Here is a 13973-nt window from a genome sequence, read left to right on the forward strand (position 1 = left end):
CCGTCACCCGGTGAGCAGGTCGTGGAGGATGTCGAACCGCTGGTCCCAGGTCCACGCGCCGCGCACCCAGGCCGGCCCGTCGGCACCCATGCGACGTCGTCGTGCCGGGTCGGCGAGGAGCTCGACGAGGCGCCGGGCGACGTCGTCGGGGTCCGTGCCGTCGACGACGAAGCCGGTGTCGCCGTCGCGTACCGCGTCGGGAGCGCCGCCGGAGGTGCCCACCACGACCGGCAGCCCGGCGGCCTGCGCCTCGAGGTAGACGATCCCCAGTCCCTCGACCTCGAGGCCGCCGCGGCGGCTCCGCGACGGCATGGCGAAGACGTCGGCGGCCGCGTAGAACGCGGGCATCGCGGTGTGCGGGTGGCCGCCGGCGAGCACGACGCGGTCGGCCAGGTCGCGGTCGCGGACGAGACGGCGCAGGCGTCCTGCGTCCGGGCCGTCCCCCACGATCAGCAGCCGCGCGTCGGGCACGTCCCGCAGGACCGCCGGCATGGAGCGCACGAGGGTGTCCTGGCCCTTGCGCTCCACGAGCCGGGCCGCGCAGAGCACGACGGGTGCGTCCGGGGGGATCCCGTAGCGGGCGCGCACCTGGCGTCCACCGGCGGGGTCGGTCCCGGCGAAGGCCTCGGGATCGACACCGGGCGACAGGCGGACGGCGCGGGCGGCGGCGTCCGGCCCGACGGCCTGGGCGAGCGTGGCGACGGTGCGGTCCGACAGGTAGGTGAGGTGGTCGACGTCGCGGGCGATGTGCCGCAGTGCGCGCCGGGTGCCCGGCACGCGCGCCCACCAGAGCTCGTGCCCGTGGGTGGTGGCGACGATGCGGCGCACGTCCGTCCGGCGACGCAGCGCCGGCGCCATCAGGCCCAGCGGCGCGGCCGCACCGAACCACACGCTGTCGCACCCGTGCTCGTCGACGAGCCGCAGGACCTCGCGTGTGCGGGACGGGGTGGGCAGCAGCATGCGCGTGGCGGCCCGCACGACCGGGTAGGGCAGGGTGCGGTCGAAGGCGTCCTGCCCGGGCGTGGAGGACGTGTGGACGACCACGTCGGCGGGGTCGAAGCGTGAGGTCATCGCGTGGACGAACGTCTCGATGCCGCCTTGGCGCGGAGGGAAGTCGTTGGTGACGACGAGGGTCCGGGGCACCGGTTCAGGCTACCGGGACGGCGGCGGACGGGGGAGCGCCCCGTCGTCCGGGCCGCGCCAGGGGTTCACGTGACCTGCGTCACGCACTAGGCTCGGTGTCGCCCGCATGATGGAAGCGCTCTCATCGAGGAGTCAGCGTGAGACCCAGACAGCAACGACGCCGTCCGGCCGTCGCCCTCGTCACGGCCCTGGTCCTGGTCGGTGCCGTCGTGCCGATCACCGCACAGGCCGACGACGAGACCCCCGACCTTGTCAGCAACGGCGACTTCGCCCCCGGCGTGGGCGACCAGTGGTGGGGGATCAGTGACAGCGACGTCACCGACGGCGAGCTCTGCCTCGACGTGCCCGAGGTCGAACGGTTCGGCAACTTCGTCGACCTCGACCTGGTCGAGGGCGAGTCGTACGTGTTCGGCTTCACCGCCCGCGGCGACGCGGGTACCGGCGGCCTCGAGGCCAGGGTGCAGGTCGACGGCGCGACCGGACCCGAGGGGTACGACGTCGCCGAGACGTTCGAGGTGACGCCCGAGGCCCAGGAGTACGAGTGGGGGTTCACCGCGGGCGGCGACGCCCAGCGGGTCCAGTTCGAGCTCTCGGGCGCCGACCCGGCCGGCACCGTCTGCCTGTCCTCGGTGCACGTCGAGCCGGTCGCCGAGGTCCTGGCCAACCCGACGTTCGACGGGCTCGCCCCCTGGTGGACGACGCCGAACCTCGAGCTCGCGGAGGCGGACGGCCGGATGTGCGGCACCGTCCCGGCGGGCGGCGAGCAGTGGGACGTCATCCTCGGCCAGGGCGGCGTCACGCTCGAGGAGGGCAAGACCTACGCCGTCACCGTGACGGCGAGCGCGAGCCCGGAGGCGTCCGCTCGGGTGCTGGTACCGCAGCCCGGTACCGACTGGCCGCCGATGTACTTCGCGGACATCGCGCTGCGGGCCGACGGTCAGACCTTCACCGAGACGTTCGAGGCCGACGCGGACGCCGACACCGAGATCCAGGTCCAGCTCGGTGGCAACGACGAGCCGTTCGACCTGTGCCTCGACGTGGTCTCCCTGACGACGGGTGGCACCGTCGAGGAGTTCGAGCACGAGACGGGTCCGCGCGTGCGGGTCAACCAGGTCGGCTACCTCCCGGACGGTCCCAAGAACGCGACGCTGGTCACCGATGCGACCGACCCGCTCGCCTGGGAGCTGCTCGACGACGGTGACGCCGTGGTCGCGTCCGGCGAGTCGGTGCCCGCCGGCTTCGACGAGTCCGCCGGGCTCGACGTGCACACCATCGACTTCAGCGGGTTCACCGGGCAGGGCGCCGGGTTCCAGCTGGCCGCCGACGGCGAGGAGTCCTACCCGTTCGAGATCGCGCCGTCGTTGTACGAACGGCTGCGCACTGATGCCCTCGGCATCTACTACACACAGCGCTCGGGCATCGAGATCGAGCCGATCGAGGTCGTCGGGGAGCTGCGCAAGACGGAGTACGTCCGCCCGGCGGGGCACGTGTCTGCGTTCGGCGGCGACGACGTCAACCAGGGCGACATGGACGTCCCCTGCCTGCCGCCCGCCGGCGCCGTCGACCACGACGGCAACCCGCAGCTCGGGGCGGACGCGCACTACGGCGTCGACGGCTGGGCGTGCCCCGACGGGTACACCGTGGACGCGTCCGGAGGGTGGTACGACGCCGGCGACCACGGCAAGTACGTCGTGAACTCCGGCATCACCGTCTACCAGCTGCTCTCGGCGTACGAGCGCTCGCTGCACGCCGGCGTGGTGAACGACGGGGCGCTGGGCGACTCGACCCTCGTCGTCCCCGAGCGGGGCAACGGCGTGCCGGACGTGCTGGACGAGGTGCGCTGGAACCTCGACTGGATGCTGCAGATGCAGGTCGCCGACGGCGTCTCCATGACGATCGACGGCGAGGAGGTCGACGCCGGCGGGCTCGTCCACCACAAGGTGCACGACGTCGCCTGGACCGGCCTGAACACGTTGCCGCACGAGGACCCCATGCCGCGCTACGTGCACCGTCCGTCGACGGCGGCCACGCTGAACCTCGCCGCGGCGGCGGCGCAGGGCGCCCGCCTGTACGCCGAGCACGACGAGGCGTACGCCGACGAGCTGCTCGCCGCCGCCCGGCGGGCGTGGGACGCCGCAGCCGCCCACCCGGAGATCCTCGCGCCCAACACCAACGACCTCGACCCGAACCCGGGTGGCGGGCCGTACGACGACGACGAGCTCGGCGACGAGTGGTACTGGGCCGCGGCCCAGCTGTTCCTCACCACGGGGGAGGACGAGTTCGCCGACGTGGTCCTGGAGTCCGCGTACCACGTCGGTGGTGCCGAGGAGGACATCTGGTCGCCCACGGGGTTCGACTGGGGGCGCACGGCGGTGGCAGGTCGTCTCGACCTGGCCACGGTGCCGAACCACCTGCCGGGCCGCGGCGACGTCATCGACTCGGTGGTCGAGGGCGCGGACCGCTACGTCGCGATCCAGCAGGGCCAGCCGTTCGGGCACCCGTACGGCCCGGACAGCTACGACTGGGGGTCGACCCACCAGGTCGTCAACAACGCGGTGGTCGTCGCCACGGCGTTCGACCTGACGGGCGAGGACGTGTACCGCGACGCGGCGTTGGAGTCGATCGACTACGTGCTCGGGCGCAACGCGATCAACAACTCTTACGTCACGGCGTACGGGACGCACTTCTCGCAGCACATGCACAGCCGCTGGTACGCGTCGGCGGACCGGCTGCCGCCGTTCCCCGACGGCAAGGTGGCGGGCGGTCCCAACTCGGGTATCCAAGACCCGGTGGCGCAGGCCAACCTGCAGGGCTGCGCACCGCAGGCGTGCTACATCGACGACGCGGACTCCTGGTCGACGAACGAGACGACCATCAACTGGAACGCCGCGCTCGCCTGGTACGCCTCGTGGGCCGCGGACATGGGTGACGGCAGCCCTGTGTGGGAGCCGCCGACCCCCACGTGCGAGGTGTCGTACACGCAGCACGGCACGTGGCCCGGCGGCGGGGCCAACACCCAGGTGTGGCTCACCAATCTCGGCCCGGGGGCGATCGAGGGCTGGGAGCTCACCTGGGAGCTCGACGGCGGGGAGTCGGTGGCCCGGGCGTGGAGCGCCGACGTCACGCAGGAGGGCGCGACGGTCACGGCCGCGAGCATGCCGTGGAACGGTCGGCTCGCGGACCGGGGGCAGCACCGGGGCGAGGGAGCCGCCCGAGCGACCTTCGGGTTCCTCAGCAGCGGCGCCGGCGGGAGCCTGCCCGGGGAGTTCCTCCTCGACGGCGTGCGCTGCGCCACGGACTGACCGGCCGGACCGCACCGGCGCGCTGTCGGTGCGGTCTGGCAGGCTGGTCCCGTGCCCTCGACATCCTCCCGCCCCCGTCCCGCGCGTCGCCCGAAGGCCTCCGCGAGCACCCGGCCGTGGGACGACCCGACCCTCGCTCCCGTCGTCCTGGTGCGCGGGCCGGAAGGGCTGCTCGCGGAACGCGCGGTCGACGGGGTCCTCGGGCTCGCCCGGGCGCGCGACCCGGAGGTCGAGAAGGTCGAGCTCGAGGCCGCGACCTACGGGGGCGGGCAGCTCACGGTCGCGGCCAGCCCGTCGCTCTTCGGCGAGGCCAAGGTCGTCGTAGTCCGCGGGGCGGAGGCGTGCACCGAGGACCTCGTCGCCGATCTGGTGGAGTACGTGGCGGCACCCGACCCGGAAGGCGTGGTCGTGGTGGTGCACGGCGGCGGCAACCGAGGCAAGCGCATGCTCGACGCGATCGTCGGCTCGGGTGCTCCGGTCCTGCAGTGCGACGCGATCACGCGCGACGCGGACAAGGTCGCCTTCGTCTCCGGCGAGCTGCGCGCCGCCCGGCGTCGTGCCGAGCCTGCCGCGGTGCGGGCGCTGGTCGACGCGCTGGGCAACGACCTGCGCGAGCTCGCCTCCGCGTGCGCACAGCTCGTGGCCGACACCTCGGGGACCATCGGCGAGGGGACCGTGGACCGGTACTACGGCGGCCGGGTGGAGGCGACCGGCTTCAAGGTCGCCGACGCGGCGGTCGCCGGTGACGCCGGCTCGGCAGTGGCGCTGCTGCGGCACGCGCTGGACACCGGCGCCGACCCCGTGCCCGTCGTGGCGGCGCTCGCCCTGCGGCTGCGGACCCTGGCGCGGGTGGCGGCGATCCGTGGCGGGTCGACGACGGCGCGCGAGCTCGGGCTGCAGGAGTGGCAGGTCCGCAACGCGAACCGGGACCTGGCCCGCTGGACCCCGGAAGGGCTGGCCACGGCGATCACGGCGGTGGCCCAGGCCGACGCCGACGTCAAGGGCGGCGGCCGGGACCCGGTCTACGCCGTCGAGAAGGCGGTCCTGACCATCGCGCGGGCGCGCGCGATGCGCTGATCTCGTCGGCTGCGCACAGCAGGAGGGCGCCGTCCCCGGTACGGGAACGGCGCCCTCAGGCCGACTTGCGGTGCGTCAGAGCGCGTCGACGGCCTTCGCGATGGCCGACTTGCGGTTCGCCGCGTTGTTGGCGTGGATGACGCCCTTCGAGACGGCCTTGTCGAGCTTGCGCGTCGCGGTCTGCAGGGCGGCCGTCGCGGCCTCCTTGTCACCGGCAGCGACGGCGGCACGCACCTTGCGCACGTGCGTCTTCAGCTCCGACTTGACGGACCTGTTGCGCAGACGAGCCTTCTCGTTCGTCTTGATGCGCTTGATCTGGGACTTGATGTTGGCCACTGGTGTACTTCCTGGTGTGTTCGCCTGACGGCGAGCGGATAGGTCGTCGAGGGCGGCCACAGCTCCGGGACTGGGGTGGGGAACCCGTGGAGAGGAACAGTGGCTGTGCCCGCCGACCTGGGCGGACACGCAGCGCACAACATTACCAGTTCCGGGCCCCCCGCGCCATCGCCGCGGCGACCCGGTCGAAGACGCGGCGCTCGAGCACCGCGCCCTCGCGGCGCACCGCTCCCGGGTCCACGCGGACGACGCGATCGAGGCGCACCTCGCTGGGGCGCCGTCGGGAGTCCCACGGGCCGCTGCCGATGTCCAGCCAGTACCGGCCGTGCCGGGCCTGCCGGGATGCGTCGAGGTCGTGGTCCTTGCTGGTGAGCTGCAGCCCCAGCAGCCAGGGTCCGTCGCGCCCGACGAGGAGCACCGGCCGGTCCTTGCCGCGCGGGTTCCTCAGGCTCGCGTCCTCCTCGTACGGCACCCACGTCCACACGATCTCGCCCGGGTCCGGTCGGCCGTCGGGCCGCGGCGCGTAGACCGGACGGACGGTCCCGGTGAAGTCGCCCGGGTAGACGCCCGCCTCGGGGGTCGGCCCGCGCCGCGGACGGGTGCGGAGCGTCTTTCCCAGCGCTCGTCGCGCGGCACGCCAGAGTGTCGTCCACCGGGGGCTTCTCACAGGGGCCAGCCTAGAGGCGGGCCGGGCGCCGCGGCTCACCGACCGGTGTACGACGGCGTGCGGTGGTCCAGGAACGCGCCCACCGCCCAGGTGAGCGTGGCCGACAGGCCCGTGTCGAACGTCAGGCCGACGCCGCCGAACGCCGTGCCGAGGACGGCGTCGTCGGCGAGGGCCCGCAGGTCGCACGCCAGGGGATCCCGAGCCCGGCCCCGACGCACGCCCCGTGCACCGCGGCGACCACGGGTTGAGGCATCGTCGTCAGGGTCTCCGCGATCGGGTTGTAGTGCCGCTCGACCGTGCGCTGTGTGGCCCAGGCCCCGGAGGCCAGGGACTCCACGTGCTCGCGCAGGTCCTGACCCACGCAGAACGCCGGTCCCGCACCGGCGAGGACGACGGCACGCACCGCGGGGTCCGCGGCGACGTCGCGGAGCGTGCCGAGCAGCTCCTCCTTCAGCGCCAGGTCGAGCGCGTTGCGCGCCCGGGGACGGTTCAGCGTGACGACGGCGACGGCGCCGTCGTGCTCCACGGTGACGGTGTGCGGCACGGGGTCCTCCTCGCTCGGGCGGGACCGGCCCGCCGACGCCCAGCCAAGCAGCGGCGCGGGCCGATCGCGAACGAGACGACGTCTCAGGTGACGTCTCCGGGTCACGGGACCACCGGTGCCCCGAGGAGGACGTCGAGGGCGGCCCGCTCGCCGACCACGTCGAGGTCGGTCTCCGACGGCGCCAGGCGGTGCCACAGGAGGAGCGCGAGATCGTGGGCGCCGGCCCGCACCGTGGCGTCGGGGGAGGAGCCGTCGCCGAGGCTCCACGACCAGCCGACGTCGGTGGCCTCGAGGGCGACGGTCACGGGCAACGGTCCCATCCTGCCCATCCGGACCTGACGCGGGGCGAACATCCGCACGACCTCGTCGACGGCGTCGGCCCAGGCCTCGCGCGGGACGTCGATCGGGGTCTCGGCCTCGACGGCGGCGCCCGACCCGAGGCGGGCGGCCCGCAGGTCGTGCAGATGAACGAGGGTCTCGTGCATCTGGCGTCGTCGCCAGAACGAGGCGGGTCCGTCGCCGAGCAACGTCCACGACGTCGCGTCCGGCCCCACGGCGGTCAGCGTGTCCCGGATCTCCGCCGCCTGCTCGCTGTAGAACGGCGCCAGGTCGAACGGGCCGCGGCCCAGCGGCGTCTCCTGGACCCGGCGGGCCTGGCCCGCGGCCCAGTGGTGGATCCGCGCGAGGTGGGTGACGAGGTTCCCGACGCGCCAGCGCCCGCAGGCCGGCACCGGAGACCGCGGGTCCGCGCCGTCGACGTCCGCGGCGAACGCCTGCTGCAGCCCTCCCAGCAGCGCCAGCCGGTCGAGGTCCTCCTCGTCGGTGCGGCGTCCGGAGGCGGGGTCGACGGCGGGTGCGGGCGTGGCCATGGCGCCACGTTAGAGCGCGCCGGGGCGCCGGTGAAGGTCCCGGTCTGCCAGGAGGCGTCGAGACTGCCCACGGGACCACCGGGGGCATGGGAGAATGACCAGGCCCATCACCCGGCCCCGACCCGACGGAGCGAGACGCGTTGCCCATCCCGTCCCCCGCACTGAGCGAGCGCATCCAGCCGAACGCCACCGCACCCGAGCTCCTGCGCAACTTCTGCATCATCGCGCACATCGACCACGGCAAGTCGACGCTCGCGGACCGCATGCTGCAGCTCACCGGCGTGGTGCAGCCGCGCGACGCCCGAGCGCAGTACCTCGACCGGATGGACATCGAGCGCGAGCGCGGCATCACGATCAAGTCGCAGGCCGTGCGGATGCCGTGGGCCGTCCGTGACGGCGACGAGGCGCCGCTGACGCCCTACGCGCTGAACATGATCGACACGCCCGGCCACGTCGACTTCACCTACGAGGTGTCGCGCTCGCTGGCCGCGTGCGAGGGCGCCGTGCTGCTCGTCGACGCCGCCCAGGGCATCGAGGCGCAGACGCTCGCCAACCTGTACCTGGCGATGGAGAACGACCTCGAGATCATCCCGGTCCTCAACAAGATCGACCTGCCGGCGGCGCAGCCGGAGCGGTACGCCGAGGAGATCGCGAACCTCGTCGGCGGCGACCCCGCGGACGTCCTGAAGGTCTCGGGCAAGACCGGCGAGGGCGTCGAACCGCTGCTGGACCGCATCGTCGAGCGCGTCCCGGCACCCGTGGGCGACCCGGACGCCCCCGCGCGGGCCATGATCTTCGACTCCGTCTACGACACCTACCGCGGTGTGGTGACGTACGTGCGGGCGATCGACGGCGACCTCAACCCTCGCGAGCGCATCCAGATGATGTCCACGCGCGCCACGCACGAGCTGCTCGAGATCGGGGTCATCTCTCCAGAACCGATCAAGACCAACGGGCTGGGTGTCGGCGAGGTGGGCTACCTCATCACCGGGGTGAAGGACGTCCGTCAGTCCAAGGTGGGCGACACCGTGACGACCGCCAACAAGCCGGCCACCGAGGCCCTCGGCGGCTACGCCGAGCCCAAGCCCATGGTGTTCTCCGGGCTGTACCCGGTCGACGGCTCCGACTACCCGACGTTGCGCGACGCCCTCGACAAGCTCAAGCTCAACGACGCGGCGCTGAACTACGAGCCGGAGACGTCCGTGGCGCTCGGCTTCGGCTTCCGCGTGGGGTTCCTGGGCCTGCTGCACCTGGAGATCGTGCGCGAGCGCCTGGAGCGCGAGTTCGACCTCGACCTCATCTCGACCGCCCCGAACGTCGTCTACGACGTGACGATGGAGGACGGCACCGAGGTCAAGGTGACCAACCCCTCCGAGTTCCCGGGCGGCAAGATCAAGGAGGTGCGCGAGCCCGTGGTCAAGGCCACGGTGCTGGCGCCCAGCGAGTTCGTCGGCACCGTGATGGGTCTGTGCACCGACCGTCGCGGCACGATGCAGGGGATGGACTACCTGTCCGAGGACCGGGTCGAGCTGCGCTACACCCTGCCCCTGGCGGAGATCGTGTTCGACTTCTTCGACGCACTGAAGTCCCGCACGCGGGGCTACGCGTCCCTGGACTACGAGCCCGTCGGCGACCAGGCCGCGGACCTCGTCAAGGTGGACATCCTGCTGCAGGGCGACCAGGTCGACGCGTTCAGCGCCATCGTGCACCGGGACGCGGCCTACGAGTACGGCGTGAAGATGACCGCCAAGCTCAAGGAGATCATCCCGCGGCAGCAGTTCGAGGTGCCCATCCAGGCTGCCGTCGGCGCCCGGGTCATCGCCCGCGAGACGGTGCGCGCGATCCGCAAGGACGTGCTCGCCAAGTGCTACGGCGGTGACATCTCCCGCAAGCGCAAGCTGCTCGAGAAGCAGAAGGAGGGCAAGAAGCGCATGAAGAACATCGGGTCGGTCGAGGTCCCGAAGGACGCCTTCATCGCCGCCCTGTCCTCCGACGGCGCGGGCGGCAAGGAGACGAAGGACAAGAAGAAGTAGCGTGCCGGCTCTTCCCGACGGCGAGGCCGTCCCGGCGGACGGCGCGCTGCCCCCCTTCGTGTCCGACGGCGTCGACCCGCGAGCGGGTTTCGGCGTCTACGTCCACGTGCCGTTCTGCTCGGTGCGCTGCGGCTACTGCGACTTCAACACCTACACGGCCTCGGAGCTCGGCGGTGGCGCCTCGCAGGTGGCCTACGCCACGACGGCGCTGCGGGAGGTCGACCTCGCCGCCCGCGTCCTGGACGACGCCGGCCTCGGCGGCCGCCCGGTCTCGACCGTGTTCTTCGGCGGCGGGACGCCGACGATGCTGCCGGCCTCCGACCTCGGCCGGATCCTCGTCGGTGTGCGCGAGGCATGGGGCCTGGTGCCGGACGCCGAGGTCACCACGGAGGCCAACCCCGACTCGGTGACGCCGGAGTCGCTGGCGGTGCTGGCCGAGGCCGGGTTCACGCGCGTGTCCTTCGGGATGCAGTCGGCGGTGCCGCACGTCCTGGCCACGCTGGAGCGTACCCACGACCCGGCGCGCATCCCCGACGTCGTGCGCTGGGCGCGCGATGCCGGCCTCGAGGTCTCGCTCGATCTCATCTACGGCACGCCGGGGGAGTCTCTCGACGACTGGCGCACCTCGGTGGAGGTCGCGCTGGCGACCGGCGTCGACCACGTCTCCGCGTACGCGTTGGTGGTGGAGGCCGGGACCAAGATGGCCGCGCAGGTCCGTCGTGGCGACGTGCGGCTGCCGGACGAGGACGACCAGGCCGCCAAGTACGAGGTCGCGGACGACCTGCTGACGGCGGCCGGGCTCGGCTGGTACGAGGTGAGCAACTGGTCGCGCGGCCCGGAGCACGCCTGCCGTCACAACCTCGCGTACTGGCGCGGCGACGACTGGTGGGGGATCGGACCGGGCGCCCACTCGTACGTGGGTGCGCGGACGTCCGACGCCGGCGGCCCGGCCGAGCACGGTCAGGCCGGGGTGCGTTGGTGGAACGTCAAGCATCCGCGGCGCTACGCCGCCCTGCTGGAGTCCGGGGCGTCCCCCGGGGCGGGACGCGAGATCCTCACGGACGGGGAGGCGCACCTGGAGCAGGTGATGCTCGGTGTCCGGCTCGCCGAGGGGCTCGACCTCGGGGTCCTGCACGCGGACGGGCGACGGGCGGTCGCCGGCCTCGTCGCCTCCGGGCTGCTCGACGGCACGGCCGCGGTGACGGGCCGGGCGGTGCTCACACGTCGTGGACGGCTGCTCGCGGACGCCGTCGTGCGCGAGCTGACCGTCTGACGGGGTGTCCGGGCGGTGGCCCGGAGGGTGGCCGGACCACCGCCCGACGGATCACTTGATGAACGTGATCTTGAACGGGTAGGTGTACCACTCGTCCCGCGAGGCGGCCATCGCTCCGAGGATCCCGAAGACGATCGAGCCGACCCAGGCGGCGAACACGAGGAGCCCGCCCAAGACGCTGATCAGGCCGATGATCGGGATCATCGCCACGATGGTCGACACGATGGGGATGCCGACGTAGGCGATGAGCAGCGTCAGCTGGAAGTTGAGCGCCTCCTTGCCCTGGTGGTCGAGGCGCTGGCTGCGGTCCTTGTAGATCAGCCACACCACGAGCGGCACGATGAAGCAGGTCAGGATGCCGCCGGCGTGGGCGACGATCGACCACGTGCGCTCGTCGGACGGCGGCACGGGCCCGGCCGCCGCGGGCGCCGGGTACGGGGGCGGCACCGGCTGCTGCTGCGCGGGCTGTTGCGGCGCGGGCTGATGGGCTCCCGGCTGCTGCGGCGCGGGCTCGGCGGGCTGCTGCGGGTCGGGTGTCGTCTCAGTCAACGAGGTACTCCGTCATGTGTCGATATGGGCGAGATGCCGCACGCACGCTACCGCCCTTGAACAAGCCCGAGGAAAGAATTGACGCGGACCTGAGGTTTTTTCACCCGGTGACCGCGCCCCCGTCACCTGCTGTCACCTGCTCCCTGTCGGCTACTTCACCAGACGCAGGCTGACCGGGTAGCGGTAGGCCTCGTACCGGTTGACGGTGACGGCCGCGATGATCGCCAGGACGAGACCGGCGACCCACGCCGCGACGAGGACGAGCCAACCGATGAGGACCGTCGTCAGGACCCAGCCGACCACGGTGACGATGAGCAGCGTGATCTGGAAGTTGAGCGCCTCCTTGGCCTGGTCGGCGACGAAGGCGCTGCGGTCCCGCAGCACGAGCCAGATGACCAGCGGGGCCAGGAACCCCAGGGTGCCGACGCTCATCGCCAGCAGGAGCAACGGTCCGACGTGAGCGAAGATCGCCCACGTGCGCTCGTCGGACTGCGACAGCGGTCGGGGCCCGGTGGGCTGGTCGGGCGGTGGTGGGTACTGGGTCATGCCCTCATCCTCGCAAAGGGGACGCGGCCACGCAGATGTCGGTCCGCGCTCCGGTGGCGCGGGACGACGCGCGGGTTGACAGTGGTGTCGGTCCGCCCCATCCAGCAGGAGGAACGATGAGCGAGAACACTCCCACGCCCCCCGGACGGCCGGACGGCGATCCGTACGGCCGTGAGCCGGGACAGCCGCCGAGCCCCGGGTCGCCCCCGCAGGAGCCGTACCGGACGCAGCCGGGCCAGCAGCCGCCGAGCCCGGGCCCGGCGCCTCGGGAGCCGTACCGGCAGCCGTCGCCCTCGGCCCAGCCCGGTCACTACCAGCAGCCGATCGGCGAGCGCCCGGTGGACGACCGGCCGTTCTACGCGGGTGCCGCGTCGTCCGCCGCCGGAGTGGCGCGAGACGACACCAAGGGCTTCTTCGGTGCGCTGTTCGACTACTCGTTCACCAACTACGTGACGCCGAAGGTCGTCAAGATCATCTACGTGATCGTGACGATCCTCATCGCCTTCTGGTGGCTGGTGGCGTTCATCGCCTCGTTCGTCACCCTGTTCTCCGACCAGTGGTACGTCGGTCTGATCGGCATCCTCTTCGGCTGGATCGTCGCGCTGGTCTACCTGGCGCTGTGGCGCATCGGCCTGGAGTTCGTCCAGGCCATCGTCTCGATCTCGGAGAAGGTCAACCTGTACGCCCGTCGCGACGGGATCATGTGATCAGGCCGTCACGAAGTCGATGAGCTCCTCGACCCGGCCCAGCAGGGCCGGGTCGAGGTCTCGGAAGTCCCGCACGGTCGCCAGGATGCGCTGCCAGGCCCGGCCGACGTCGGCCGGGCTGCCCGCGGGCCAGCCGAGCTCGCGCAGGATGCCGACCTTCCACTCCGTCCCACGGTCGATAGCCGGCCAGGCCTCCAGGCCGACCCGGCCCGGCTTCACCGCCTGCCACACGTCGACGTAGGGGTGGCCGAGCACGAGCACGGTCCCGTCAGGCACGCCTCGCAGCGCCTCGGTGGTGAGCCGCTGCTCCTTGGAGCCGGGCACCAGGTGGTCGACCAGCACCCCGACCCGGCGCTGCGGCGTGGGGGCGAACTCCGCGAGCGCCTCGGCGAGGTTGTCGACCCCGTCGAGCATCTCCACGACCACGCCCTCGATGCGCAGGTCGTCGCCCCACACCTTCTCGACGAGCTCGGCGTCGTGCTTGCCCTCGACCCAGATCCGCGAGCCCCGGGCGACCCGGGCGCGGGCACCGTGGACGGCCACGGACCCCGACGCGGTGCGGGTCGGGGCGGCCGGCGCCCGGGACGTCACGGGCGCGGTGAGCTCGACCGGCCGGCCGTCGACCCAGAAGCCGGGCCCGAGCGGGAACGACCGTGTCCGGCCGCGCCGGTCCTCGAGCACCACCAGGTGCATCCCGCCGGACTTCTCGACGCGGACGACGGCCCCGACCCAGCCGGTCTGCACCTCCTCGACGACCAGCCCGGCCTCGGCGGGGCGCGGCTGCGAGGTCGGTCGACGGCGGTGGTGGGCCGATCCGTCCGGGGCGCCGGGCGGGCGGGTCGAGGCGGTGGCGAGGACGTCGGGTCCGTAGCGGTCGTGCACGCCCGCGAGCCTACGGACGTCCCGCCGTCGGACCGGTGACCGACA

13 protein-coding genes are annotated in these 13973 nt (G+C 72.7%); 5 read left to right on the forward strand and 8 right to left on the reverse strand.

Annotation, left to right across the window (positions count from 1 at the left end; translation table 11 throughout):
* Nucleotides 1-3: 3 nt before the first annotated feature.
* Nucleotides 4-1143 (reverse strand): glycosyltransferase family 4 protein, encoded by a 1140-nt coding sequence (locus UQW22_RS12645; RefSeq protein WP_407317344.1) that lies wholly within the window; start codon nucleotides 1141-1143, stop codon nucleotides 4-6.
* 137 nt (nucleotides 1144-1280) lie between these two features.
* Between UQW22_RS12645 and UQW22_RS12650 the strand changes: the two genes are divergently transcribed.
* On the forward strand, nucleotides 1281-4445 hold the full coding sequence (locus UQW22_RS12650; protein ID WP_407317346.1) for a glycoside hydrolase family 9 protein: 3165 nt from the start codon (nucleotides 1281-1283) through the stop codon (nucleotides 4443-4445).
* A gap of 51 nt (nucleotides 4446-4496) precedes the next feature.
* Nucleotides 4497-5522, forward strand: coding sequence for a DNA polymerase III subunit delta (gene holA, locus UQW22_RS12655; RefSeq protein WP_407317347.1), 1026 nt, complete (start codon nucleotides 4497-4499; stop codon nucleotides 5520-5522).
* 75 nt (nucleotides 5523-5597) lie between these two features.
* Here the strand turns inward: holA and rpsT are convergent, their stop codons facing one another.
* The 4 genes from rpsT to UQW22_RS12675 form a co-directional block, all read right to left on the reverse strand.
* Nucleotides 5598-5858, reverse strand: coding sequence for a 30S ribosomal protein S20 (rpsT, locus tag UQW22_RS12660; protein ID WP_407317349.1), 261 nt, complete (start codon nucleotides 5856-5858; stop codon nucleotides 5598-5600).
* A 142-nt stretch (nucleotides 5859-6000) separates the two neighbouring features.
* A complete protein-coding gene (locus tag UQW22_RS12665; RefSeq protein ID WP_407317350.1) occupies nucleotides 6001-6525 on the reverse strand; it encodes a type II toxin-antitoxin system PemK/MazF family toxin in 525 nt (174 codons plus the stop codon).
* A gap of 121 nt (nucleotides 6526-6646) precedes the next feature.
* Nucleotides 6647-7069 (reverse strand): enoyl-CoA hydratase/isomerase family protein, encoded by a 423-nt coding sequence (locus UQW22_RS12670; protein WP_407317351.1) that lies wholly within the window; start codon nucleotides 7067-7069, stop codon nucleotides 6647-6649.
* A gap of 101 nt (nucleotides 7070-7170) precedes the next feature.
* Nucleotides 7171-7938, reverse strand: coding sequence for a maleylpyruvate isomerase N-terminal domain-containing protein (locus UQW22_RS12675; RefSeq protein ID WP_407317352.1), 768 nt, complete (start codon nucleotides 7936-7938; stop codon nucleotides 7171-7173).
* A 140-nt stretch (nucleotides 7939-8078) separates the two neighbouring features.
* Between UQW22_RS12675 and lepA the strand changes: the two genes are divergently transcribed.
* Nucleotides 8079-9971: a translation elongation factor 4 gene (gene lepA, locus UQW22_RS12680; protein WP_407317353.1), complete on the forward strand. Its 1893-nt coding sequence runs from the start codon at nucleotides 8079-8081 to the stop codon at nucleotides 9969-9971.
* Between the two features lies 1 nt (nucleotide 9972).
* Nucleotides 9973-11244 (forward strand): radical SAM family heme chaperone HemW, encoded by a 1272-nt coding sequence (hemW, locus tag UQW22_RS12685; RefSeq protein WP_407317354.1) that lies wholly within the window; start codon nucleotides 9973-9975, stop codon nucleotides 11242-11244.
* A 51-nt stretch (nucleotides 11245-11295) separates the two neighbouring features.
* Here hemW and UQW22_RS12690 read toward each other — a convergent pair whose 3' ends face one another.
* Nucleotides 11296-11793 carry a DUF4870 domain-containing protein gene (locus tag UQW22_RS12690; RefSeq protein WP_407317355.1) on the reverse strand — a complete coding sequence of 166 codons (498 nt, stop codon included), beginning with the start codon at nucleotides 11791-11793 and terminating at the stop codon, nucleotides 11296-11298.
* A 150-nt stretch (nucleotides 11794-11943) separates the two neighbouring features.
* Nucleotides 11944-12339 (reverse strand): DUF4870 domain-containing protein, encoded by a 396-nt coding sequence (locus UQW22_RS12695; RefSeq protein WP_407317356.1) that lies wholly within the window; start codon nucleotides 12337-12339, stop codon nucleotides 11944-11946.
* A gap of 116 nt (nucleotides 12340-12455) precedes the next feature.
* Between UQW22_RS12695 and UQW22_RS12700 the strand changes: the two genes are divergently transcribed.
* Nucleotides 12456-13046, forward strand: coding sequence for a DUF4282 domain-containing protein (locus tag UQW22_RS12700; protein WP_407317357.1), 591 nt, complete (start codon nucleotides 12456-12458; stop codon nucleotides 13044-13046).
* Here the strand turns inward: UQW22_RS12700 and UQW22_RS12705 are convergent, their stop codons facing one another.
* Nucleotides 13047-13928 carry a DUF3097 domain-containing protein gene (locus tag UQW22_RS12705; RefSeq protein WP_407320813.1) on the reverse strand — a complete coding sequence of 294 codons (882 nt, stop codon included), beginning with the start codon at nucleotides 13926-13928 and terminating at the stop codon, nucleotides 13047-13049.
* Between the last annotated feature and the right edge of the window lie 45 nt (nucleotides 13929-13973).

The sequence above is a fragment of the Isoptericola halotolerans genome (assembly GCF_045689585.1).
GTDB classification, from domain to species: Bacteria; Actinomycetota; Actinomycetes; order Actinomycetales; family Cellulomonadaceae; genus Isoptericola; species Isoptericola halotolerans_B.